25 protein-coding genes and 4 pseudogenes are annotated in these 22314 nt (G+C 54.6%); 5 read left to right on the top strand and 24 right to left on the bottom strand.

The genetic code is table 11. From position 1 onward, the window contains the following. Positions 1–310: 310 nt before the first annotated feature. Positions 311–484, top strand: coding sequence for a hypothetical protein (locus tag PACILC2_RS06165; protein WP_213528143.1), 174 nt, complete (start codon positions 311–313; stop codon positions 482–484). Between the two features lie 76 nt (positions 485–560). Then, a complete protein-coding gene (locus PACILC2_RS06160) occupies positions 561–710 on the top strand; it encodes a hypothetical protein (protein WP_213528141.1) in 150 nt (49 codons plus the stop codon). A 90-nt stretch (positions 711–800) separates the two neighbouring features. Here the strand turns inward: PACILC2_RS06160 and ssuC are convergent, their stop codons facing one another. From ssuC to PACILC2_RS06095, 14 genes are all read right to left on the bottom strand, one after another. Beyond that, positions 801–1637 carry an aliphatic sulfonate ABC transporter permease SsuC gene (ssuC, locus tag PACILC2_RS06155; RefSeq protein WP_244863275.1) on the bottom strand — a complete coding sequence of 279 codons (837 nt, stop codon included), beginning with the start codon at positions 1635–1637 and terminating at the stop codon, positions 801–803. A gap of 36 nt (positions 1638–1673) precedes the next feature. Next, a complete protein-coding gene (locus tag PACILC2_RS06150) occupies positions 1674–2690 on the bottom strand; it encodes an aliphatic sulfonate ABC transporter substrate-binding protein (protein WP_213528139.1) in 1017 nt (338 codons plus the stop codon). A 26-nt stretch (positions 2691–2716) separates the two neighbouring features. Then, entirely contained in the window at positions 2717–2998 is a 282-nt protein-coding gene (locus PACILC2_RS06145; protein WP_213528137.1) for a glutaredoxin family protein, read from the bottom strand. Positions 2999–3019: 21 nt separating this feature from the next. Then, a complete protein-coding gene (locus PACILC2_RS06140; RefSeq protein WP_244863274.1) occupies positions 3020–4234 on the bottom strand; it encodes a CaiB/BaiF CoA transferase family protein in 1215 nt (404 codons plus the stop codon). Between the two features lie 7 nt (positions 4235–4241). Next, positions 4242–4889, bottom strand: coding sequence for a cysteine dioxygenase family protein (locus tag PACILC2_RS06135; protein ID WP_213528135.1), 648 nt, complete (start codon positions 4887–4889; stop codon positions 4242–4244). 6 nt (positions 4890–4895) lie between these two features. Further along, positions 4896–5183, bottom strand: a complete 288-nt coding sequence (locus PACILC2_RS28470) for an LLM class oxidoreductase (RefSeq protein ID WP_307860389.1) — start codon at positions 5181–5183, stop codon at positions 4896–4898. Beyond that, positions 5180–6022, bottom strand: coding sequence for an LLM class flavin-dependent oxidoreductase (locus tag PACILC2_RS06130; RefSeq protein ID WP_307860387.1), 843 nt, complete (start codon positions 6020–6022; stop codon positions 5180–5182). Before PACILC2_RS06130 ends, PACILC2_RS28470 begins: the two co-directional genes overlap by 4 nt. Continuing rightward, positions 6015–6272, bottom strand: a complete 258-nt coding sequence (locus PACILC2_RS06125) for a hypothetical protein (RefSeq protein WP_213528133.1) — start codon at positions 6270–6272, stop codon at positions 6015–6017. The genes PACILC2_RS06130 and PACILC2_RS06125 overlap by 8 nt, the downstream gene beginning before the upstream one ends. Further along, on the bottom strand, positions 6239–6739 hold the full coding sequence (locus PACILC2_RS06120; protein ID WP_213528132.1) for a sugar phosphate isomerase family: 501 nt from the start codon (positions 6737–6739) through the stop codon (positions 6239–6241). Before PACILC2_RS06120 ends, PACILC2_RS06125 begins: the two co-directional genes overlap by 34 nt. Further along, positions 6736–7599: a CoA transferase subunit A gene (locus PACILC2_RS06115; protein ID WP_280515282.1), complete on the bottom strand. Its 864-nt coding sequence runs from the start codon at positions 7597–7599 to the stop codon at positions 6736–6738. The genes PACILC2_RS06120 and PACILC2_RS06115 overlap by 4 nt, the downstream gene beginning before the upstream one ends. Positions 7600–7663: 64 nt before the next feature. Further along, positions 7664–8629: a LysR family transcriptional regulator gene (locus PACILC2_RS06110; RefSeq protein ID WP_213528128.1), complete on the bottom strand. Its 966-nt coding sequence runs from the start codon at positions 8627–8629 to the stop codon at positions 7664–7666. 280 nt (positions 8630–8909) lie between these two features. Next, on the bottom strand, positions 8910–9320 hold the full coding sequence (locus tag PACILC2_RS06105) for a VOC family protein (RefSeq protein WP_213528127.1): 411 nt from the start codon (positions 9318–9320) through the stop codon (positions 8910–8912). Between the two features lie 349 nt (positions 9321–9669). Further along, entirely contained in the window at positions 9670–10587 is a 918-nt protein-coding gene (locus tag PACILC2_RS06100; RefSeq protein ID WP_244863273.1) for a GNAT family N-acetyltransferase, read from the bottom strand. Between the two features lie 76 nt (positions 10588–10663). Beyond that, positions 10664–11077, bottom strand: a complete 414-nt coding sequence (locus PACILC2_RS06095) for an NUDIX hydrolase (RefSeq protein WP_062493723.1) — start codon at positions 11075–11077, stop codon at positions 10664–10666. A gap of 236 nt (positions 11078–11313) precedes the next feature. On the opposite strand from PACILC2_RS06095, the gene PACILC2_RS06090 reads away from it, so the two are divergent. After that, positions 11314–12303 (top strand): NADPH:quinone oxidoreductase family protein, encoded by a 990-nt coding sequence (locus tag PACILC2_RS06090; protein ID WP_213528125.1) that lies wholly within the window; start codon positions 11314–11316, stop codon positions 12301–12303. Here the strand turns inward: PACILC2_RS06090 and PACILC2_RS06085 are convergent. The 8 genes and pseudogenes from PACILC2_RS06085 to PACILC2_RS06055 form a co-directional block, all read right to left on the bottom strand. After that, positions 12298–13562 (bottom strand): annotated as a pseudogene (locus PACILC2_RS06085) (MFS transporter). The gene PACILC2_RS06090 and the pseudogene PACILC2_RS06085 sit on opposite strands and share 6 nt — an antisense overlap. A gap of 147 nt (positions 13563–13709) precedes the next feature. After that, complete coding sequence (locus PACILC2_RS06080; protein ID WP_244863272.1) at positions 13710–15371, bottom strand: ABC1 kinase family protein; 1662 nt, start codon at positions 15369–15371, stop codon at positions 13710–13712. Positions 15372–15448: 77 nt separating this feature from the next. Further along, positions 15449–16218: pseudogene (locus tag PACILC2_RS06075) on the bottom strand (patatin-like phospholipase family protein). 27 nt (positions 16219–16245) lie between these two features. After that, a complete protein-coding gene (locus PACILC2_RS06070) occupies positions 16246–16458 on the bottom strand; it encodes a hypothetical protein (protein WP_213528120.1) in 213 nt (70 codons plus the stop codon). After that, positions 16455–16958 carry a GerAB/ArcD/ProY family transporter gene (locus tag PACILC2_RS27885; protein ID WP_280515285.1) on the bottom strand — a complete coding sequence of 168 codons (504 nt, stop codon included), beginning with the start codon at positions 16956–16958 and terminating at the stop codon, positions 16455–16457. Before PACILC2_RS27885 ends, PACILC2_RS06070 begins: the two co-directional genes overlap by 4 nt. A gap of 190 nt (positions 16959–17148) precedes the next feature. Beyond that, positions 17149–17547 (bottom strand): annotated as a pseudogene (locus PACILC2_RS27880) (GerAB/ArcD/ProY family transporter); the annotation flags it as partial. A gap of 26 nt (positions 17548–17573) precedes the next feature. Then, entirely contained in the window at positions 17574–18755 is a 1182-nt protein-coding gene (locus tag PACILC2_RS06060; protein ID WP_213528119.1) for a Ger(x)C family spore germination protein, read from the bottom strand. Beyond that, positions 18755–20208 (bottom strand): annotated as a pseudogene (locus tag PACILC2_RS06055) (spore germination protein). The gene PACILC2_RS06060 and the pseudogene PACILC2_RS06055 overlap by 1 nt, the downstream one beginning before the upstream one ends. A 337-nt stretch (positions 20209–20545) precedes the next feature. On the opposite strand from PACILC2_RS06055, the gene PACILC2_RS06050 reads away from it, so the two are divergent. Continuing rightward, positions 20546–20809: a hypothetical protein gene (locus PACILC2_RS06050; protein WP_213528117.1), complete on the top strand. Its 264-nt coding sequence runs from the start codon at positions 20546–20548 to the stop codon at positions 20807–20809. Between the two features lie 10 nt (positions 20810–20819). Here PACILC2_RS06050 and PACILC2_RS28465 read toward each other — a convergent pair whose 3' ends face one another. Beyond that, complete coding sequence (locus PACILC2_RS28465) at positions 20820–21293, bottom strand: hypothetical protein (protein ID WP_307860385.1); 474 nt, start codon at positions 21291–21293, stop codon at positions 20820–20822. 125 nt (positions 21294–21418) lie between these two features. Here PACILC2_RS28465 and PACILC2_RS28460 point away from each other — a divergent pair, with 125 nt between their 5' ends. Next, a complete protein-coding gene (locus PACILC2_RS28460) occupies positions 21419–21697 on the top strand; it encodes a hypothetical protein (RefSeq protein ID WP_307860383.1) in 279 nt (92 codons plus the stop codon). A 97-nt stretch (positions 21698–21794) separates the two neighbouring features. Here the strand turns inward: PACILC2_RS28460 and PACILC2_RS06040 are convergent, their stop codons facing one another. Beyond that, complete coding sequence (locus tag PACILC2_RS06040; protein ID WP_213528115.1) at positions 21795–22217, bottom strand: DUF1801 domain-containing protein; 423 nt, start codon at positions 22215–22217, stop codon at positions 21795–21797. Positions 22218–22314 lie beyond the last annotated feature (97 nt).

The raw sequence follows: 22314 nt of genomic DNA, 5'->3' as shown, positions 1-22314 counted from the left end.
TTAGCTGGACTCGGCGTTAGGCAGAGCAAAAGCTGCAAAATACAGTTTTTTCAAGGAAAAAACAACCAAAACGCGAAAATTCCTGCGATAATGCACCTTTTTTGATCCGTTCAAGCCAGATAATCGAAAATTGCCATAAAATACTGTATTTTTGCAGGATTTTACGTCATAGTCAGCTATTCAGGCCAAAATTCCTGCACTTTTGCAGAATTTTCGCCAATGGGAGGCGGGGGCGCTGAAGATGGGGCGAGGTGCACCTACGAACCGGAAACGATTTGACGGAAGGTGACGCGGGGCACGTTAACGGACGTTGGTCGATCAACGAACGGGCAACAATTTTACGAAAGACGGCGAGGGACGGGCCATCGGACGGATGACGATTACGGATGGCGGGGTGGGCAAACGGACAGGTGACGATTTGACGGAAGGTGGCGCGGGGCACGTTAACGGACGTTGGTCGATCAACGAACGGGCAACAATTTAACGAAAGACGGCGAGGGACGGGCCATCGGACGGATGACTGTTAGACGGATAGCGGCGAGGGGCGAGCCATCGGACGGGTGACGATTACGGATGGCGGGGCGGGCCAACGGACGGGTGACGATTTGACGGAAGACGGCGAGGGGGCACCCACGAACCGGAGACGATTTGACGAAAGACAGGCGCACCGACGGACAGGTGACGATTTGACGGGTGGCGCGGACGGCTAGACGGGCAAATAGGAAGTGAAAAACGCCAGAAGCGCTCTGGCGTTTGTAAATATGGCCGCGCAACGTTCCCGTTTTGCGTGTCTTTCCACTTTATGGTTTGTTCAAAGATAACTGCCGCTTGCCCCATCGCTTTCTCCGCACCGCAGAAGACTTGCGGTAATTCGGATGCCATTGCAGCAGCCGGTTTTCCAGCAGCTTCGCGATGACATCCGACAGCTTGCCGAGTAAAGCGTACAAAATAATGCTTAATACGACGACGTCCATCTGCATAAACTCGCGGGCGTTCATGGCCAGGTAGCCGATGCCGGCATCGGAAGCGATCGTCTCCGCCACGATGAGCGAGATCCACATGACGCCCAGCGAATAGCGGACGCCGACCAGTATCGAGGACATGGCGCCCGGCAGAATCACCTGCCGGAAAAGCCCCCATCCTCGCAGCCCGTACACTTTCGCCATTTCGATCAGCCCTTTGTCGACCGTGCGGACGCCGTGGAACGTATTGACGTAAATGGGAAAGAACACGCCGAGCGCCACGAGAAACACTTTGGCTTCCTCCTGGATGCCGAACCAGGCGATGACAAGCGGGATAAGCGCCAAATGAGGAATATTCCGCAGCATCTGCACCGTCGTATCCAGCATATTTTCCGCAAATCGGGATGTGCCGTTGATCAGGCCGAGCGCAAAGCCGATCGATCCGCCGATGGCGAAGCCGATCAGAGCCCGCTGCGCGCTCAATCCGATATGATGGAAGATCAGTCCCGATTCGGCCAACTGCAAGGCCGCTTTCGCCACAGCAAGCGGAGCCGGCAAAATCGTCGCCGACAACAGCCGCAAGTCGGACAGCAGCTGCCACAGGAGAACGATCGCCACCGGCACGATCCAGGGGGAAACCTTTTTAAACGCTCCGACAGTCCCTATACGTCTCACTTCATTCCCTCCAGTCAACCGGCGTCCGTGCCGGCATCATTGCGGCTTCCATACCGCATCGTTAATCTTCAACGGCTGGTCGATAAAACCGATTTCCACGAAATCGTCCGCCATTTTCTGCAAATCGCCTGCCGCTTCCTCGTCCATGAAGCTGATTTCGGACGGCCGGTTTTTCAATATTTTTTCCCAGGTGGCAACGGGAATGTTCGTCGCCTCTTGCAGCAAGGCGGCTGCTTCCGACGGATCTTTGTCGATTTCTTCGGCCACCCCCTGAAGCAGCTTGACCGTCTCCTCGATGACATCGGGATGTTTTTCGGCAAATTGGCGCGTGCTCTCATAGAAGGAGCGGTACGGAACGATGCCGGTGGCATCCGTCAAAATCCGGTTGCCTTCGGTATCGGCCGCCACGGTGAAATACGGGTCCCAGACGACCCATGCGTCGACCTGTCCTTGCGCGAACGCGACGCTCGCTTCGGGCGGATTGAGATAGACAGGCTCGACGTCATCGATTGTCAGACCTTCCTTTTGCAACGCCAGCGTCAGCAAATACTGGGAGATTGACGCCTTGTTGAACGCGATCTTCTTCCCTTTCAGATCGGCGACGCTGTTGATGCCCGAATCGTCCTTCACCAGAATCCCTTCGGATTTCTCGGCCGAAGGCGTGCTGGCGACGTAGACGAAATCATGGCCTTTGGAGAGCGCGAACACCGACGGGGCATCGCCGGAATTGGCGAAATCGATGTTTCCGGTGCTGAGCGCTTCCAGAATCGAGCTGCCGGTATTGAATTCCGCCCACTCCACCTTGTACCCCATCTCCCCGAGCTTCGTTTCGAGCAGCTTTTTCTTTTTCAACAGGAGGGTTTCGCCTCCTTTTTGATAACCGACCCGAAACGTCCCGTTATCCTTCGCTTGTTCCCCTGCTGCCGGCGTATTCCCGCTTTGGGAAGCGCAGCCTCCCAGTATGGAAGCGATAACGGCGAGCAGGATCAGCAGGCAAATGCCGGTGAGCCGATTCCGTTTGAAGTTGTCCTGTTTGGCATTGCCGATCGTCATCTGAATGTCTCCCCCATCGTCTTTCGTTAAACGCCTGCCGGCTTCCCTTCCGTTCGATACCCGGCCAGCAAAGCTTCGATCCGGTTAGGATCGCCGTCCAATACCGCCTCGTACACCCCGTCCCGTCCGATCTCGATGACGGGAACGTGGCGAATGCCGTATTTCAATTCCAGCACATCCCGCAAAAAGTCTTTTCCTTCTACGTCGATATTGGAATACGCGTATCCTTTTTCCTTTAAATAGGCCTTCGTCTGCTGGCAAGCCTGACATCCTTCCCTGCTCCACAAAATCACGTTAACTTCAGCCATGTTTCATTCCTCCTTGTCAAATTAACTGTTTATGGTTGAATGGACGGCGGGCGCCAGCCATTCCGCGAACACTTCGTCGTCATGCTCGCCATGCCGGGGCGGCTGACGGTATACGGCCGTCTCCGTCCCCGATATGTGGACCGGAAACTTGACGGTGCTGGTCGTCACCCCGTTGGGGAGAAGCAGCGGCTCGATCAGCCCCATCTCCTGGACCGCAGGATCGTGCAAAATGTCCTCATACGTATTGATGGGAGCGCACGGCACGCCGCGACGCTCGAATTCCGCCAGCCATTCCGCGGCCGGCTTGCGCGCAAACCGCTCCTGCAAGATGGCGGCAAGCTCCTTCTGCCGCTTCGCGCGGAGCGTCTGGCTCGCAAATCGCGGATCGTCCGCCAGCTCCGGCATGCCGACCGCCTCGCAGACGCTCCGCCACAGTTTGTCGTTGCCGGCGGCGATGACGAACGGCTTGTCGCTGCCGTTGAACCCCTGGTACGGCGCGTTGCGCGGGTGAGCGGTGCCGAGTTTCCTCGGCGGCGTCCCGTTGCCGTAATATTCGCTCGTCTGCAAGGCGGAAATGCCGAGAACGCTGCCGAGCATCGAACAATCGATATAGGCGCCTTTCCCGGTCTCCCTCGCCTGGAAGACGGCGGCGGCAATGCTGTAAGCCGCGTATAACCCGGCGGCAAAGTCCGCCACCGGAACGCCGCACTTGACGGGAATGCCGTCTTCCTCGCCCGTCACGCTCATAAGCCCGCTGATCGCCTGAATCGTCACGTCGAAAGCGCCCCGCTTCGCATACGGTCCCTGCTGTCCGTAGCCGGAAATGGAACAGTAGACAAGCCGCGGGTTCGTCTCCGCCAGCGCTTCGTAACCGAAGCCGTACTTGCCCAGCACGCCGGGACGGAAATTTTCGATGACAATGTCCGCCCGATCGCACAGCTGACGCAGCCGCTGCCGCCCGGCCTCGGACTTGAAGTCGATCGTCACGCTTCTTTTGTTGCGGTTCAGCGACGCGAAGTTGGCGCTGTACGCATCGCCTTCGTTATTGGTGAAAAACGGAGGCCAATCCCGCATGCCGTCCCCGCCGTCCGGTTTCTCCACTTTGACGACATCCGCGCCCAGATCGGCCAGCAGCATGCCGGTGAACGGCCCCGCTGCGATCTGGCCGAACTCGATGACGCGCAGACCGGAAAGCGGGCCGCCGCCGGGTCTAACGGGTTTGCCGAACTTGCTCACCTTGTCGTCACCCCTCCTTCCGCAGACCGGACCGGCCGGCCGGAACGTCCCTGTCCGGCAACGCCCCCGCCGCGTAAATCGGCTGCGCATTGGCATGCCGAGTGACAACCGGACGCGCGTCCGCCGAATCGGTGTCGTAGATAAACCGCTGCTGCTGTCCGATATCCGTTCCGTAAACATGAACGGTGATGGCCGTATCGTCAAACGGATTGGACACGCCGTGAATATCGCGGTCAGGCGGATAGACGTAGGAGATATCGCCTTGCGAAGCCCGCACTGTCTGGACTTCCTGCAGCTTATACGCCTCCTGCCGCCCGTCTTCGATCCGGGTCCGGTGGTATCGTTTCTCCTCGATCCCGCCCCGCCAGACGCCGACCAGCCCCCATGTCAAATGGTCGTGAACCGGCGCGGTCTGGCCCGGCCCCCACACGAAGGCGACAACCGAGAAGGCGTTGTCCTCCGGCTTGTACAGCAAATATTGCGCATATTTATCCGGCAGCGGCTGCCGGTACGCTTCCGGAACGAGCTCGTCATCATCCAGCAGCTGCCGGAAAAACGGGCGCGCTTCCTCGATAATTTGCCGGAAGTCGGACGCCCGGCCCAAAATGGCGCGAAGATCGTTCTCGAATGCGGCCAAGCCGTAACGAATCGTCATCGTTCCTCACTCCCCTACGGCGGTTTTCGACTGCTGCGCCAGCCGGGCGCGTACCCGCGGAATAATGTCGCGGCCGATCGCTTCGATCGTCTCCAGATGAGGGAAGCCGCGAAGAAGCACTTTGTCGAAGCCGAGGCGGATATATTCGATAAGCCGGTCCGCCAGCTGATCGGGAGTGCCGACAAGGGCGATGGAATTGCCGTTCAGCACCTGCGTCAGACCTGCCCACAGATTAGGGCCGATGCGGAAATCGCGGTCCTTCGATTCGAGCATCAATTGATGCAGCCGCTTCACGCCGACGGAGTCCCCTTTTGTAAACGACTGCCGCTTTTCTCCAGGACGGCCGGATCGATCCGGCTGATCAGTTTCTTCGCATTGTTCCAGGCCTGCTCTTCCGTATCGCCGAGCACGACCTGGAACGACAAGCTGTAGCTCAAAGTCCGGCCGCGCAACGACGCTTCCCGCTTGACCTCCTCCAGCCGTTCCCGGGTGTTGTCGAGCGTTTCCCCCCACATCATGTAGACATCCGCGACCGACGCTGCGGTCACGACTCCTGCCCGCGAAGCGCCGCCGAAATAAATTTGCGGACTTTGCTGCACCAGTTTCGGGAAAAGGGTGGCATTTTCCAATTGATAAAATTCGCCTTTATGATTGACGTTCTGCTCCGAGAACAGCCGTTTCAGCAGCGTAATGAATTCCTCCGTCCGCCGATAGCGGGCGTCGTGCTCCAGGAAATCACCGTCTGCGGCCAATTCCGACGGGATGCCGCCGGTCACAATATTGACCCGCGCCCGTCCGCCGGACAAGTAATCGAAGGTGGCAAATTGCCGGGCGAACACGGCCGGCGCCGTAAACCCCGGTCTGACCGCAAACAGGAAATTCAACCGTTCCGTCTTCGGGATCAACGCCGACGCAATCGCCAGCGAGTCGAGGCAGCTGCTCCCGGTCGGCAGCAGCAGCGTCCCGAAGCCTCCTTTCTCCGCCGCCTCGGCAATGCGGGAGATATACGCTAGCGACGGTTCGCGTTCCGTCGTCTCGCTCCAGCCCTGCAGCCGGGACACCGTCCCTCCTTGCGAATTGCCGACATATTGTCCGTCGCCCGATGTGGGCGCCATCGTAATAAACTCAACCATTACCCAGCTCCTCCTTTGCAAATCTCGGGTAAATCCCCGTCATCTTGTCTTTCACCAAGCCCCGGAGCAACTGCAGTTCTTCGCGGGAAGGCGGCTCGATCCGTTCCGGTTCCGGTTCCGACTCCAGCTCGAATCCGGTTCTTTGCCGAATGTCCTGCACGGTCGTATCCGGTGCCGCGGCGGCAAGCCGCAGCCGGCCCGTATGCGGCGAACGTCTCATGACCGCAAGCGGCGTATATACGCCGTCCAACTGCCCCAGTCCGTCCTGCCGGTATTCCGGACCGGCATGGGCGCTAATAAAGTCGACCCGTTCCGGAAACCCCCTCGGCCGATGATCGGTTTTGAACAGGAGTATCCGTTTGCACCGGTAATAAAACAACGCGGCGCCGGCGCGCCGTGAAGCCGGACCTCCGGCGATTCGTAGCGGCCGATCGCATGCAAATTGACATTGCCGTACGCATCGATCTGGGCACCGCTCAGGAAGAAGACGTCCGCCTCCCCGCGCTGCACCGCATCGTACAATTGCTGGGCCTCTTCGTACGGCCAGTTCCGCTCGTCGCCCAGGATGCAGATTTCGGCCCGCGGCGCATGGCTTGCTTGCGCCAGAAGAGCCGCGGCCGCAGGGACCGGCGAAAAGTTGCCGACGACGACCGTCTCCCTGTCGCGCAACCGGCGGGACAACGTGCAAATCAATAGCTCGGCGGGCGTCCAATTCATACGGCATACCCCCCGTCTTTCTTCGCATGAACCGCCGCATATTCGGCATGCCCGGCACAGGCGAAAATATAATTGTCCAAATATTCTGTGAAATCTTTCGGTTGAACGGCCGATTTCACATACCGGCCGATATGCTCGCGATCCTCTTCGTAATACCCGGGACAGCCCGTCGGATGAGCGCCGTACGGCACTTCAGCGATGGCGGAGATATATCGGGCGGAAAGCCATGTTCCCCTCCGGAGATCGAGTTGTCCGGATTCGACGATTTCCTCCACCGTCACGACGCATCTTCGGGAAGCCTGGGCGAGTACCCGCGCATTCTGCAGCCGGCTGACGACGACGTTGCCGTCCCGGTCCGCCTGATAGCCGTGCAGCAGGCAGACGTCGGGCCGAATCGCCGGCACAACCGCGATCCGATCGTTCGGCCGGTACGGATGATCGATGAGACGGAAGTCTTCCCTGACCGTCAACAGATCCGTTCCGAGCAGCCCGTGCACGGGAATGAACGGGATGCCCATCGCGCCCGCCTGAAGCGCGGATGCCATGGCCGGACAGGTATGCTCCAGAACCCGAACCTCTCCCTTCTCCGCCGAGCGTCTGAAATGGGGGGCGAATCCGAACTCGCCGAGCATCATATGGGACAATTCGATCGAACGGACGCATCCGGCACCGATCAGCAGATCGGCGCCTATCGCCGCGGACCCGCTGCATACGAGATGCAAATCCCTGACGCCGCTGCGAATCAGTTCCCGGATCGACGCCATCGGCGACATCTCCAGGCTTCCGCCAATGGCGACGGTATCCCCGCTGCGCACCAAAGACACCGCTTCGGGCAGAGCAAGGCATTCAGCAGCGCACATGATGTTGAACGTTCACCGCCTCTCTTCTGTCAATCCCCATGTTGTCACATCGGATTTATTAACATTATAGGGGCCAATAGCCCGGGGTGTAAAATGGAAATAAATCATGAAAATGTTCAATTTTTTGAATCGACGCGCTGCCGAGAGCCGAATTCGTCAACGATTCCCGCAACGCGGCAAGGAGCCGGTCGCCAGCCAATCCAAGCGTCGTATTGCCCGACTTGCGCAGCAGTCCGGTGACGAGTCCGACATTCCAGTCCGCAATCGGCTTGAGCACGGTTCCTTCCGGCGGAGGGGCAACGGTAATGCACGGGACGAACGCGCCGCCGAAGCCCTGCTTCACATAGAACGGAAGGGCGGACAAGGTGCCGACCTCCGGCCCCCATTTGGGCGTCACCCCTTTCTCTGCGAGCAATCGCTCCAATTCGCGGCGAAAAGGACATGCGGTCGTCGTCAGTAGCAAAGGCTGGTTCTCCAAATCTTGCAGCACGATCTCGGGCTTGGCCGACAATTCGCTTCCGGCAGGAACAAGCAGCCCCAGCTTCTCCGTAAACAGCGGCTCAAACAGCATGCCTTCGCCGGAATCGGGCGTCGTGCAAATGGCCAAATCGATGATGTCATCCTCCAGCATCCGGTGCAGCACATAAGTATTGGCGATTTGCATCCGGAGCTGCACGTTCGGGTGCCGTTCCCGGAAGGAGGCCAATAGGGCGGGAAGCCGCCAACTGGCGGCCGGTTCCATCGCGCCAAGCCGGATCATGCCCGCTTCTCCCTGCTCCCATTCCTTCATCAGATTTTGAAGATATTCATAGTTTTTCAACAGCAGCTCCGCCTGCTCGTAGAACAGCCGGCCCGCTTCCGTCAAACGGACCTTTTTGCTCCGTTCGAGCAGTTGGACGCCCAGATCGGATTCCAGCTTTTTGATCTGCATCGTCACGGTCGATTGCACATATTGAAGCTCTTCCGCCGCCTTTTGGAAGCTCCGCCGCTTGACGATCGTTTGGAACGTTTTTAATAATCGCAAATCCATAGAGATACCTCCAGCTCGTAAAATCAAAAAAGGCACGGGGTGAAATCACTGAATCACCTCCGTGCCTCCGGTTGACCGGTAGACTCGCTTATCGGTATATATCATATAATTCTTATTGTTTTAGTGTGTTTTTTGATTGCAATCATACCATTGCACCGTTGGTCTGTCAATGGCCGGACTTCAACTTCACCATCATATATACGCCACCAAGCCGCACACAAGAACGCCAGGTCTCCCCTCATCCGACAGGACAATGTACCGGCCGGGCGTTTCGCTCGATTCAGTCCCGGGCGAGACTCAATTGCCAGGATACGCCGTATCTGTCGTTCACCCAACCGAATTTGGCGCTGAACGGATACGAATCGAGCGGCATCAGGACTTGGCCTCCTTGCGACAGCCGGTCGATCAGCCGGTCGATCTCTTCCTCGGATTGACACGAAACGTACAAGGAAACCGCGGGCGTAAACGTCCATTCATGCTTAACGCTGCTGTCGATGCACATGAAAACCTGGCCGTTCAGCGTAAACGTCGCGTGCATCACGCTGCCTTCCTTCCCGAATCCCTCCGGACCGTAACGGGTTATGCTGACAATCTCGGATTGCTCGAACAACGAAACATAGAAATTCATCGCTTCTTCGGCCTGACCGTCGAACGTCAGGAACGGGGTTATTTTCTGTCCGGCGTTTAACATTGGCATTCATCCCCTTTATGATATCGGCTTTCCATTTCGGTCCGTTCTGTCCAATTATCCCGCTGTCTCCGGCTTTTCCGCTATGACAAACATATAATCCCCAAGATCGCTTCCATACTTTAAAGCTTTGGTTCGAAAAGTTCCGTCCCCGGATGTCCGATTCCAGCCTTTTGATGCCATGCTCGACTTCTTCCGGGCTCGCCATTGAAGCGAACGATTATATAATCTGCGGCATATTTCCGGATCGGCCTTTCGGGGCGTGTCATAGCCGGCTCCGATACGATCGTATAGCGGATTGTTCATCGTCCCCTCCTTATTCAAGTTTATCGCCTTGGTACCCGTTCCGCCGCTATCGGGACAACTCTTTTGTAAAATACAATACCAAATCATCGTCGACACGGATAGTCGAACCCGGTTCTACCGCCTGGCCGTGATAGGCCGCCCCGTTTCCGTCCGGTATGTACCCCCTGCGGCAGTAAATCCGTTGGGCCTGACCGTAATCCCGGTACAGTCCTACACCGATTCCGATTCGCTTGTGGGTGGCGGAGACTCGGCTTTCGAACTGATCGAGCAGCTGATTCGCGATTCCTTTCCTCCGATATTCGGGGAACACATTCAAATCATTAATTTCCGGAATGCCATGGTCGCGAAAATAAGGATAGCCCGATATGTACTTGACATGCGCGCAACCCGCCAGCTCCCCATCGACCATAGCCAATAGGGTCATCCGCGTACCGTTCCGGTTTTCCCGCAAGCAATCGTCATAGTAATCGTCGCTTCTGACCAAACCGTGCTTGGCGAATGCCGCTCTCCAGCCCTCCGCCTGATCCGGCGTTTCCAGCCGCTGGATTCGCACTTCCCGATTCCGCGCTCCTGCATGATCGCCCGCTGTTAGCGCTTTCGGATAGTCGCCCCACAGCTCGATCCTGTTCCCGTCGGGATCATGAAAACCGAAGGACAGGCCTTGATAGCGGGACATGCTTCCGACTTGAATTCCCCGTTCCTCCAATTGCCGGTATGCCGCTTCCGGATCCGGAACGATAAATCCGTGAACGTGAACGGCCTGCGGCCCGTTCGCATAGGACATATGACAATGAATGCCGTCTTCGTTCGGAATGAGCATCATTCTGATCCCCGATTCGTTTCTCAGCTCCAGATACAGAGGATCCTCGAAAACGATTTGAAATCCCAAATGCACGGCATACCATTCCGCCGAGCGGTACAAATCGCTTACCGGAATGTAATGGTAACCGCTTGACAGCTTCATTCCCGCACCTCCAAAAAAAGTTTTAACGGATTCATAGGTAGTCATCGTTCTCCCGAATCGGGCATCGTCCCTCCCATCATGCATTGAATTCCACCAGAAACGGTTCCTGCCGGGTGATGCAGTATTCGATCCGTTCGCGAAAGTTCTTCCATGTGACCATATTCAGCGCCTCTTCGATAGTAAAATAGCCGATCTCCAAACTTTCGTCCGACGTCCGGAACTGTCCGCCGACCGGTCTCCCCAAAAATAACGTGTTGCATATCGAGTCTCGAACGTTTTGAAAAATGCCGCAAAATCTTATAATTTCGATGTCGATGCCGGTCTCTTCTTTCGTTTCCCTGATGACGGCGGAGCATAACGATTCGCCTTCTTCGACCTGCCCTCCGGGCATCTCCCAGCCTCTCCTCGGTCCCCGAAGCAGCAAAATTTTGTTTTCTTCATTCAATACAATGGCGGCAGCCGATACGATATGTTTCGGGGGGTGTGCCATCCGATCCGTCTCCTTTCTTCACCCGTTCAAAAAAGAAAAGAGAGACAAGCCAGGCAGCCTCGTCTCCCTGTTCACTCGTTATGTCATGGCGCTAGCCACTTTTATCGTATGGCATAGGGAAAATAATGTAAAGACAATTTTTGTTGTTCATGTTATCCTTATATTTTAAAATGATATCCGAAGAATACGTCCATTCCTTACCGGCGGATGGATGAACGATCTGGAGGGATCATCGCATGCCAACCTTTCAAGCGCTTGTAGTGAGCCGTGAGAACGGCCGGTTTGGCCTGGACGTGCAGGACCTGACGTTCGAAGACTTGCCCGAAGGCGAAGTGACGATTCGCGTAGCCTATTCAAGCGTGAATTACAAGGACGGGCTTGCATCGATCCCGGACGGACAAGTCGTGAAGACATATCCGATCGTGCCCGGTATCGATCTGGCGGGTACGGTTGCGTCATCGCGGGACCCGCGGTTCAAGGAAGGCGATGAGGTGCTGGCGACCGGCTACGGGCTCGGCGTTTCGCATCATGGAGGATTCAGCCAATACGCGCGCGTTCCCGCTGAGTGGGTCGTTCCCCTCCCCGACGGCCTCACCTTGAAAGAGGCGATGGCTTACGGTACGGCCGGGTTCACGGCGGCGTTGTCCGTTCATCGGCTGGAGGAGCACGGCGTTGCGCCGGACAAAGGACCGGTGCTGGTGACCGGAGCGACGGGCGGGGTCGGAAGTATGGCGGTCGCCATGCTGGCCCGCAAAGGATACGAGATCGCGGCCAGTACGGGAAAGGATGCCGAGCATGACTTTTTGCGAAGACTCGGAGCCGGAACCGTCATCCATCGCTCGGAGCTGCTGCCGGAGAACATTCGCCCGTTGGGCAAGCAGCTGTGGGCGGGTGCTGTCGATCCGGTCGGCGGCCGATCGCTCGCTTATATTTTGAGCGCGATCCGATACGGCGGTTCCGTAGCGGTCAGCGGATTGACAGGCGGCAGCGAGCTGCCGACTACCGTGCTTCCCTTTATTCTCCGGGGCGTCAACTTGCTGGGCATCGATTCGGTATACTGCCCGATGGATTTGCGGCTGCGGCTGTGGCAGCGAATGGCGACCGATCTAAAACCGAATTTCAAGCTGGACGACATATGCAGCGAAATTTCGTTGGCCGAGCTGCCGGGCGCCTTGTCGGACATATTGAAAGGCCGGCATCGCGGCAGGACCATTGTGAAACTATGACCGGATGGAAGATTTCAATGCGTGCAACAAGCAGGGAACCCCGCTAGCTGACGCTGCCTTGCGGGCTTCCGCTTTCTCGCGGCCGGATGAAAACAGCGACAGCAAGCTCGTCACGGCGCAAATGCCGCCGATGGTCGCGAACAAGACCGAATGGCCGGATTGCGCGAGCAGCGACACGGCCGGCGGGCCCAAGGACACGCCAATGAATCGCATGCTGCTGTAAAACGAAGTAATCGTCCCGCGCTTCTCCTTCTCGATGCCTTCCGTAATCATGGCATCCAGACAGGGCAGCAGCAGCCCGATCCCAATCCCGCTGAACACCATGGCGGCGATCATATAGACGATATTCTCCCACCAGCCGATGACGAGCACCGATGCCGTTAACAAGACCGATCCCGCAAAGCTTACCCATTTCATTCGTATTTTGTCTTTGCCGATTTTTTTGCCTGTCACATACGAGGCCATACATAATGTGGCGAGCGGAATCGCCAGCACCGCGCCTTTCCATACCCCGTCCAGTCTGTACTTGTCTTCGAGCGTCGACGACAGATAGAACAGCAGGGCGAACACGACAAACATGCAAATTCCCCCGATCAGGAAAGCCGCATACAGCCACCTCCCCTTCTCGCGGAAAACGGTACGGATCGATTGAACAAATGCTTTCAAGTTCACTTGCGGTTTCGGTTCCTTCGGCGCTTCCACCAGGAAGGCGACCAATACGATTGAAATGGCACAAAACAAAGGAATGGCGAGAAACGGAGCATACCATGCCAGCATCCCGAGCGTCGCTCCGACGATGGGACTCAACACTTTCCCGAACGTATTCGATGTTTCGATTATACCGAGTCCTTCGCTCACTTCCTGCTCCCGTTCGAACAGATCCCCGACAAGCGGAAGGACGATCGGCGCCGCGCCGGCCGCGCCGATCCCTTGCAGCAGACGGCCCAGAAGAATGAGCCAATAAGCCGACTGTTCCAGGAAGATCGCCGACAATCCCGAGATGGCGCCGCCTATTGCCGTTATGATCAAGCTGGGAATAATGATCGTTTGCGTCCGTAACGGTCCGATAAATAGCCTGCGACGGGAATCAGCAAAATCGCCGCGACCGCGTATACCGTAATGAGCATGCTGACCTGCAGCGAACTGATCTTTAATTCTCTGGAGATGCTCGGAAGTACAGGAATCAGCATGGAATTGGCTAGCGTCGAGATAAGGGGGATGGAGGCAAGAGACCGCAAGGCCAATTTTTTATTTTTCATCTTTAACCGTCCTTTGACCGGATTTCCCGCAGAAATGTACGTTTCCGGTCGTCCGGTCAACGTATAGCATTTATTATTTCCTGTTCATGGAAAACAATACCTTTGAGCAATATATGGCGGTCGCAGTATCGTTTCGGCGAACAAGCCTTAAAATCTGCCCGATCGGATGATCGAAAAGAGCAGCCACAAGAACATCAGCGTCGCCATGCCGAAGCCGATCTCAATCACCGGAATCCTCCACAGCAGGGTGGATTGCCGCCCCAGAGAAGAAGCGATTACGACGCCCGCCATAATGATGCTGAAAGCGAGCAACACGATGCTGAATGACAGCCGATTGCCGACTCGGTCCAATTTCCTCAAAATGAGATCCAGTTCGGGCACGGCCATCTCGATCCGCCATTTCCCGCGTTTGATCCATATGGCTGCCTCTTTCATCTGTTTGGGCAGATCGATCAAGATTTCCCCGAAATCGTTAACGCGTTTCCATAACGATTCCGCCACATGTTTCGGATGCAGCCTTTCCTTTAACAACTGACGCCCGAAGGGCTCCGCGATATCGAAAATGCTGAAATCGGGGTCCAGCTTTTCCACCACGCCTTCCACGGTCAGCAACGTCTTCCCCAGTACCGTCAAGTCCGCCGGAATGCGGATGGAATGCCGAAACGCGGTGCGAAACAAGTCATTGACGGCCTCACCGAGACTGATGCGGCTTAACGGAACGCCGTAATATTTCTCTCTCAGCTGTTCCACATCATCGCGCAACGCCGCCATATTCACATCATCGGGCACGATTCCCATGCGGAGGATCGATTTGATGACGCCGTCCGAACTTTTGCGCATCAGGGCGATCACGAGTGACGAAAAATGATATTTCATCTCCGGATTCAGCCGGCCGACCATGCCAAAATCGATAAAGGCAATCACGTCGCCCGGCAGCGCGAACACATTTCCCGGATGAGGGTCTCCGTGGAAAAATCCGTTGTGGAAAATTTGCTGAAAAATCGCTCTTGCCAGTCGTTCCGCTATCCGTTTGGTGTTATATCCATCCTGCCTGAGCTTGACCGGATCGTTCAGCTTTACCCCTTCGATATATTCCATGGTGAGCACTTTTTTGGTCGAATACTCGAAAAACACTTTCGGCACGTAAACGGCAGGATCGCTTCCGAACTGGTTCGCCATTTTCTCCGCATTGCGGTATTCGATCGTATAATCGAGTTCCGCGCGCAGCGCCTTGGAAAATTCGTCCACCATATCGCGAATTTTGTACGCTTTCGCCCATTCCAGACGATGTTCGGCAAGGGCGGCCAAATCCTGGAGTATTTCCAGATCCGTTTCGATTACGCCGGCGATATTCGGCCGCTGAACTTTGACCGCTACATTCTCGCCCGACCGCAGCACCGCACGATGAACCTGCCCGATCGACGCCGCGGCCAGCGGCAGCTCTTCCAAACGCTGAAACAGGTTATGCCATTCATCCCCCAGTTCATCCCGCACGATGCCGCATACTTCTTGAAATGAAAAAGGCGGGACCCGATCCTGCAATTTTTCCAGTTCGCCGATGATCTCTTCGGGAAGCAAGTCGGGACGCGTGCTCGCGATTTGCCCCAATTTCACAAAAGCGGGGCCCAGTTCCTGCAAAACGAGCCGGATCCGTTCGCCAACCGTTTTGGGGGCCTTTTGCTCGGGCTCCGGGAACCGTCTGCGGGGAAGGGAGAGAAACGGGGCAAAACCGATTTCCTCCACTACAAATCCGAATCCATGACGAATCAAAGCGAGGGCGATCGCCCGATACCGACTGATATGGCGCATTCTTTTCCCATCATCTGAGACCGAACGCCAATCCTTTCTTGGCAGCATCCATCGTCACCGCAACCTCCGTTTCGGGTTCAATTCAGCAATGTCAGCACTTCATGAATTTTGTTTTGAGCTTCCCGTTCCCCCGCTTCGATGCACTCGCGGATTCGGCCGATGTCAAAGGCGAAGAAATGCCCGACTTCCGGCCGAAACACGACATCCGCGTACTTGAGATTGGCCCGGCGCTGCACCGTCGTCATAATCGTAAAAGAACGGTAGACCACTTCGAAAAGATTGCGCGGCTCCTGCTCTTCATGCTCTCTTTCGACATCGACTGCGATGACGACATCCATTTCCGGGCGCAGCAGATCGGCCGGGAGATTGTTGAGCACGCCCCCGTCCACCAACACTTTGCCCCGATGGCGAACGGGGGAGAAAATACCGGGAACCGATGTGGTGGCCCGAATGGCCAGGACGAGACTGCCCTCGTCAAAACAAAAACGTCCCCTTTCATCAGATCGACCGACACGGCACGGAACGGAATCGCCAGATTCTCGATCACAATATCGCCAAGCCCTTTATTTCCGAGAAATCGAATCAGCATGGCGTAAATTTTGTTTCCGGCAAAAATCCCGCGCTTGCGGATTCCGATATCCACAAGCCGATAGGAAGGGGTGCGCAGCACGAACTCTTCGATTTCCTCGATGTCGATTCCGGCCGCGACCAGCCCGCCTATGGCGCCGCCCATGCTGGTACCCGCAATAAAATCGATCGGGATTCGATGTTTCTTCAAAACTTTCAGCACGCCGATATGAGCGAGCCCGCGTATCGCTCCGCCCCCCAAAGCCAGTCCCACTTTCATCCTCATTCTGCCCTTCTGTTACTGGATTTAAAAACTTTTCTTGATCGCTTCGATGATGCTGGCAAGAAAGATCGTAATAATAAAGGGACGCTGATTGACAATGCATAGCCATAACCCGTATCCCACCGAAGACACGGCCAGAAAGACAACCGCATCCCGAATATGTTTCTTTTGCAGCAGCCGAAACAAAACGACGCCGATTAACGGTACGAACCAGATGTGAAACGTCAGCATATTCAACCGGCTGACCTCCTGTATGTTTTCCGAACGATGTTCTTCACCCAAGTTATGACAAGAAGCAAACAGGGAATAAAAAGGGCGAAGAAAGAGCCGTACACAAACGTATACTTTTCGTTCCATTCCCTGTTCTGAATCGGGTTCTCATAAATCGATCCGGCCATGGCCGTCATGATCATGGTTATAGCAATCAGGAAAGGCCATTTGGTTGCCGGGAGGAACATCTGATTCAAGCTTGCATAAGCGGCGTACACGAGCACCAACAATTTGATGAAAATCAGAATGAGCAGAATAACCGAAATAACCGAATGAATATTCATCATCACTTCGCCGATGGAAATCTCCTGCACGACCGAATAGATCGGAAAGGTAAGCCTGGATGCCCGTTCGATCCCCAATAAACCGATGATCATAAACAGGATCAGACTTAGCGATAGGGTTGCTGTCACGATCCCCATAACAAATGAACGGCCGGCGCTCTTGTTTACCAACGGAAACAACATCATCAGCACGATCGTTTCCATGTAAGGAAAGCCCAAAAAAGAGTAAAATCCAATAATATTTTCCAATTTTCGATAAGGAAAGCAGGCTGAAATCGGCTCCAGTCCCAATTGACGGATGCCAGCAACATGACAAACCAAAATGGAAAAAACAAAAAGGAGTGAGCACCTGATTGAGCCGTGCAATCGTTTCGACGCCATTGGCCACCGTGTAGCAAGCGACAAGCAAAAACATGAAATGGAATACGCTCTTCGGTGTCTCAGGCATAATGGTGCCGTTCATGAAATCGCTCAAATTCCGCAGCACCCATCCGGCCAAGATGCAAAAGTACAGAAAATATAAAGTGGCGATAACCGTCCCGAAGACGCGGCCCAACGTCGCCCGCGAGATTTGAACCAGACTTTTTCCTGGATGGCAGCGATAAAGGATAATCCAGATCAAGGCAAAGAGGATGCCGGCCGTACCTGCCCACCAAGGCATTAGCCAGGCATCCTGTCCGCCTTGACGGATCAGCGCCTGGATCAGTACAAAGAACAAAGTTCCCAAAATATAATTAATGGTCAGAAGGAAAAACTGCCAGCGCGAAATCATCCTCGAATTCATTTTGGATTTTCCTCCTAGTACGTTTTTCTAATGCTTCCGATCTGCGATAGTCTGGCTTTCACATTGATCATGACCTCCACGTCTTTCATCGCGATGACCTTTTCGGCTTGGTTCTTCTTCGTCAAGTACCGTTCCACGGTCTCCTTGGTCTTCAGCAATTCCCACCCATTGGCTTTGATTTTTTGATAAAAAGCGTACAAATCATCTTGAATGATTTGCGCCACTTCGTTCTCGAGCTGTTTCACTTCATTCCGGGACTGCGGAACATATTCAATGGCATAAATGGTGGACAGTTCAAGATCGATATGGATCGTGACAACCGGTTTATGATTGCGCCAATGGGCCGACCAGTCCATGTTTGCCAACTGCATTTGCATCGTTATCCGCTTTCCGTCCACCTCGAACAGTTTGGTGTGCCGCCCCGTATCGCCGCTTAACAAGTGATACCATATCAATTCCGTATCATTGAGCTTGCCCACCATCCGGTAATCCCGAAAAACCGCTCCGCCTTCAATAATCAGATTGTTTTGATTGGCGTCGATATGCGTTGACGCCTGGTTGCTGTTCGAATTCGTTTTTTTCTCGGTCTCCTTGATCATCGGCAGCACAATGGCTTCCGATTTTTGCATCCGTTCAATAAAATCCCTCACCTTGACATGTTCTCCCCCTAATAGCGAATCGCTGGTCAAATGCTTCAGCTTTGAATCAACGGCTTCCGAGGGTACGCTTTCCAACGGAGTGAAGGTTTTCATGATACGAGATATCGGGCCGTCCGCTACCAGCAACGGGATCGAGGAACGGCCATTGGGCTGCATTTCGATATAGTTGACGAAGTCGCGTATTCCTTGCCTGGCCGCCCTTTCCGAAACAATCAGCGCTCGATAATGGGCCACAAAAAGCTTGCGCGATAATAATTTATGTATGGTCGATTTCATTTCCCCGTAAGAGCGCCCGGCAATTTCGTACGTGTATATAGGAGCTTCATTGCCTCCGGGCGCTCCTTTGGAAAATACGCTGCTTAACGGGTTAATGATCTGGTAATAAATCGTTTTCAAGCCGCTTTCCCGATCGCTGTCCACGCCGACCATACTGACAAGCGCCAGTTCGTTCAATTCTGTCTTGTCCCAGCAGGCGGTCAGCAGAATGGACATCAGAACAATCGGGATGAACGCTTTGAATGCCGATATACGCACCATTATCGTTCCTCCAGGTCATTTTTTCGTCTCAAATGGCTTATAAATCCAGGTAACCGGTTGGCATGCATCCACGGTCTGGGCATTCTGACCAGTTCATCCTGCCAGTCGGATTTATGGGCCGGCGCCACGGAAGTCAAGTAAGGGACACTGAACGATTTGAGCGACACGAGGTGAGCGACCAGAAACAACGCGCCGCACAAAATGCCGAATAGCCCCATCGTTCCGGCCAACAATATGAACGAAAAGCGGACGAGGCGCTGGGACATGCCGAAGCTGTAGACAGGGACGACAAAATTGGTGATGCCGGTGATGGCCACCACAATGACAACGGCGGCAGAGATGAGACCGGCATCCACTGCCGCTTGTCCAAGCACGATAGCTCCTACGATCGACAGCGCCTGCCCAACCGCTCTGGGCATGCGGAGACCCGCTTCCCGGATAATTTCGAACACCACTTCCATCAGCATCACTTCGACGAACGCCTGAAAAGGAACCCCTTCTCTCTGCGCCGACAAGCTGATTAACAATTGGGTAGGGATCAGCTCCTGGTGGAAAGTCGTCGCGGCAACAAACATCGAAGGCACGAAGACGGCCGTAAAAAAGAAATTAGGCGAATCCAGCGAAGAAACGTGGCAATATCCGCCCGCTGATAATAATCTTCCGGCGAACTGAAAAATTCCAAAAACGTTATTGGGGCCAGAAGAACATTCGGCGTCCCGTCGACCATAACAGCTACTTTCCCGTCCAATAAGTGGGCCGATACCACATCAGGACGTTCCGTATTAGTGATGGTGGGAAAGGGAGTCCATATTCGATCCTGAATATACTCCTCGATGTAGGCGCTCTCCAGCACGCTATCGGTTTCGATGGCCGACAGCCGCCGCCTCGCCTCCTCCACCAATGACTTCGGAGCGAGATTGTCCAAATAGATCAACATCACGGTCGTCCGGGTTTGATTGCCGATATTCAGTTTCTCCATTCGCAGATGCGGATTTCGGATTCTTTTGCGAATCAGTCCGATATTGGTATCGATGCTTTCCGTGAAGCCTTCGTGCGGCCCGCGGATGATCGATTCCGATTTCGGTTCGCCAATCGGGCGCTGTTTGGGAGCGGCCACATCGATCATATAAATGCGCTCCCTTGCGGGATCGACAAACACACATTGACCCGCCAACAGAGCATCGACCGTTTGCTTCAGCAAATCTTCAGGCTTTAACGACAAGGGAAGTTCGCGGAAAAACCCGTCCGCTGCGGCATCGGGGTGCTTCGCTTCCGGAAAGGTGCCCGCCATTAGCGATTTCAAGACATAATCGTCCAATATCTTTGTATCCACCATCGTTTCCAGATACATGCATTGTACCGATTGCTCTTCCTTCACAAACACCGATCGGCAGATCAGATCCGGGGGGGACCCTAGAGCTTTCTGAACATTCCCGAATAAAACGCTCCACATTCGCTGTTTGTCCTTGCTTCCTGGCATCGTCCGAACCTCCGGTTTTTCCATCGACAGTATTAATTTCCCCCCATAATACTTTTTTTTATACCGAATTGAGGGGGGCGGACCGAACGCCGGCTGTCCGGATCGCGAATTGTGTAAAATGCTGCTTTATAAGACGAATTGCGAAGCTCCAGGGCCTTATTTGCTCGCTCCAACCCCGCTGCGAACCGCCATCAGTCCCGAAATGGCTTGCTTTACTCCGGCTCCGCGGCGGCTGGTATCCGGAAGATGAAACCCAATAACGAACAAAGCTGTAAAAGTGCAATTTTTCCGGGGGTAAAATAACCAAAATGTGAAAATTCCTGCGATTATACAGTTTTTGAACCCGTTCAAGCCAGACAAACGAAAATCACAAAAAATTACTGCATTTTCGCAGGATTTTGTTCCATTATTACCTATTAAATCCAAAATTCCTGTATTTTTGCATCATTTTTTCGCTAAAGCAATCTGCCAAAGCAATCTGCCGCGAGAAGGGGGCGCTGAAGGCGGGGCGCGCAACGGACCGGAGGCGATTAGACAGATGACGGTGCGGGCCAACGGACGGGCGACGATTTGACGGAAGGCCCTCAGGCCAGCCGATTCGTTTGCCGCCAAGCTTTGGCCAATCCTTCGGCCATGCGCCCGACGACCCGGTCGCTGGCGAAATACCCGCTGTGGCTAAACGGATTCCAACCGGTTATCCAGTTTCCCACATGAACTTCGATATCCTCCCGAACCGCATCCGCATAGGCCGGATGTACGCCGCGGAGAGGATAAGCGAGAATATCGTCCTTGTCATAGAAATTAATCCATTCTCCTTCGATATCCGGGGACAGCTCGCGCATGGGGCGGCTCGGTACGCGGATCGGCTTGTCGAAATCAAGATAGCGCAAGCTCCATAACGGCAGCGTCGTGCCGCAGGAGTAAAACAGCAACAGCGTGTCTCCCCGTTCCAATGCCGAGTCCGGATTGAAGATAACGGGCTTCCAGCCGTTCGCGTTTTGCAAATCGTAAAATAGTTGCTCGCAATGACGGCGCCCAGACTGTACGACACGACACAAAGCGGCGCATTCGCTCCCGCCACCTCCGACAATCGATGCAAGGCGGCGCTGATCGTTTCATGAATGGCCTGATAGGTTTGATCGTTCGTCCCTAGCGGTTGATAAGCGACCGCATCGGCCAGATAATGAATGACGAAATGTCTCAGCCATTGATAACGCAATTGATAGGAACGAACGATATTTCGTTTCAAAGCTTCTTCCCTTTCTTCCAGCACCTTCGCCCAGTAGACCGGTTCGATGGCCAAATGCTGTTCGGGATGCTTCTCGCCCGTCTCTTTTGCGTATTGCTCCAGCAGCAACCGGGTGAACGGATCGGCGAAGTTTTCCTTCTGCCGGCCTATTCCGTGGATCACGATGACCGCTATCTTTTGATCCAAACTCATCCCCCCCTTGCGCGCAATTAGTTCTGCTTGTGTACTAGGAGTATATGTTTCCGGTTTAAAAGAAAAACCGCAATATTGCGGTTTCCGGCTTTGCATGGCATATGGGGACGGGACAGATTCAGTCGGGATACGTTTCTTTCAAAAATTTGATCGATTGGTTGATTAACGCTTTCAAAACCTCGATATCGATATCTTCTAATTTATTGATGTATACGCAAGCTTTGCCGGACGTATGTTTTCCGAGTTTGGGCAACAATTCTTCTCTCACCGATTCATCCAGCATCAAATACAAACTTATTTTTGCTTTTCGAGGTGAAAAGCCGACGAGAGGCGCATCGCCTTCGTGACCGGTTTTGTATTTATAATGGTAGGAACCGAATCCGATAATACTCGGTCCCCACATCTTCGCCTCATAGCCGGTCGTTTCCGTAAAAATATCCAGCAACCGGTATGCGTCCTCGCGTTTTTTCGGGTTCTCGACATTTTCGATAAACTCGACGACCGAATGATCCGTTTCTTTCGTTTTGAGTTCGTACGCCATAAAAATCCCCCTTTTCGAGTCAGTGAGATACGACCAGTATACATCAAAAGCCTCCATTGCATCTATGGAAATCTATCCGCGCCAAACACCTCCGATT

The organism is Paenibacillus cisolokensis (assembly GCF_018403665.1).
Taxonomy (GTDB): Bacteria; Bacillota; Bacilli; order Paenibacillales; family Paenibacillaceae; genus Paenibacillus_AH; species Paenibacillus_AH cisolokensis.
This window is presented reverse-complemented; position numbering and strand designations above follow the sequence as displayed.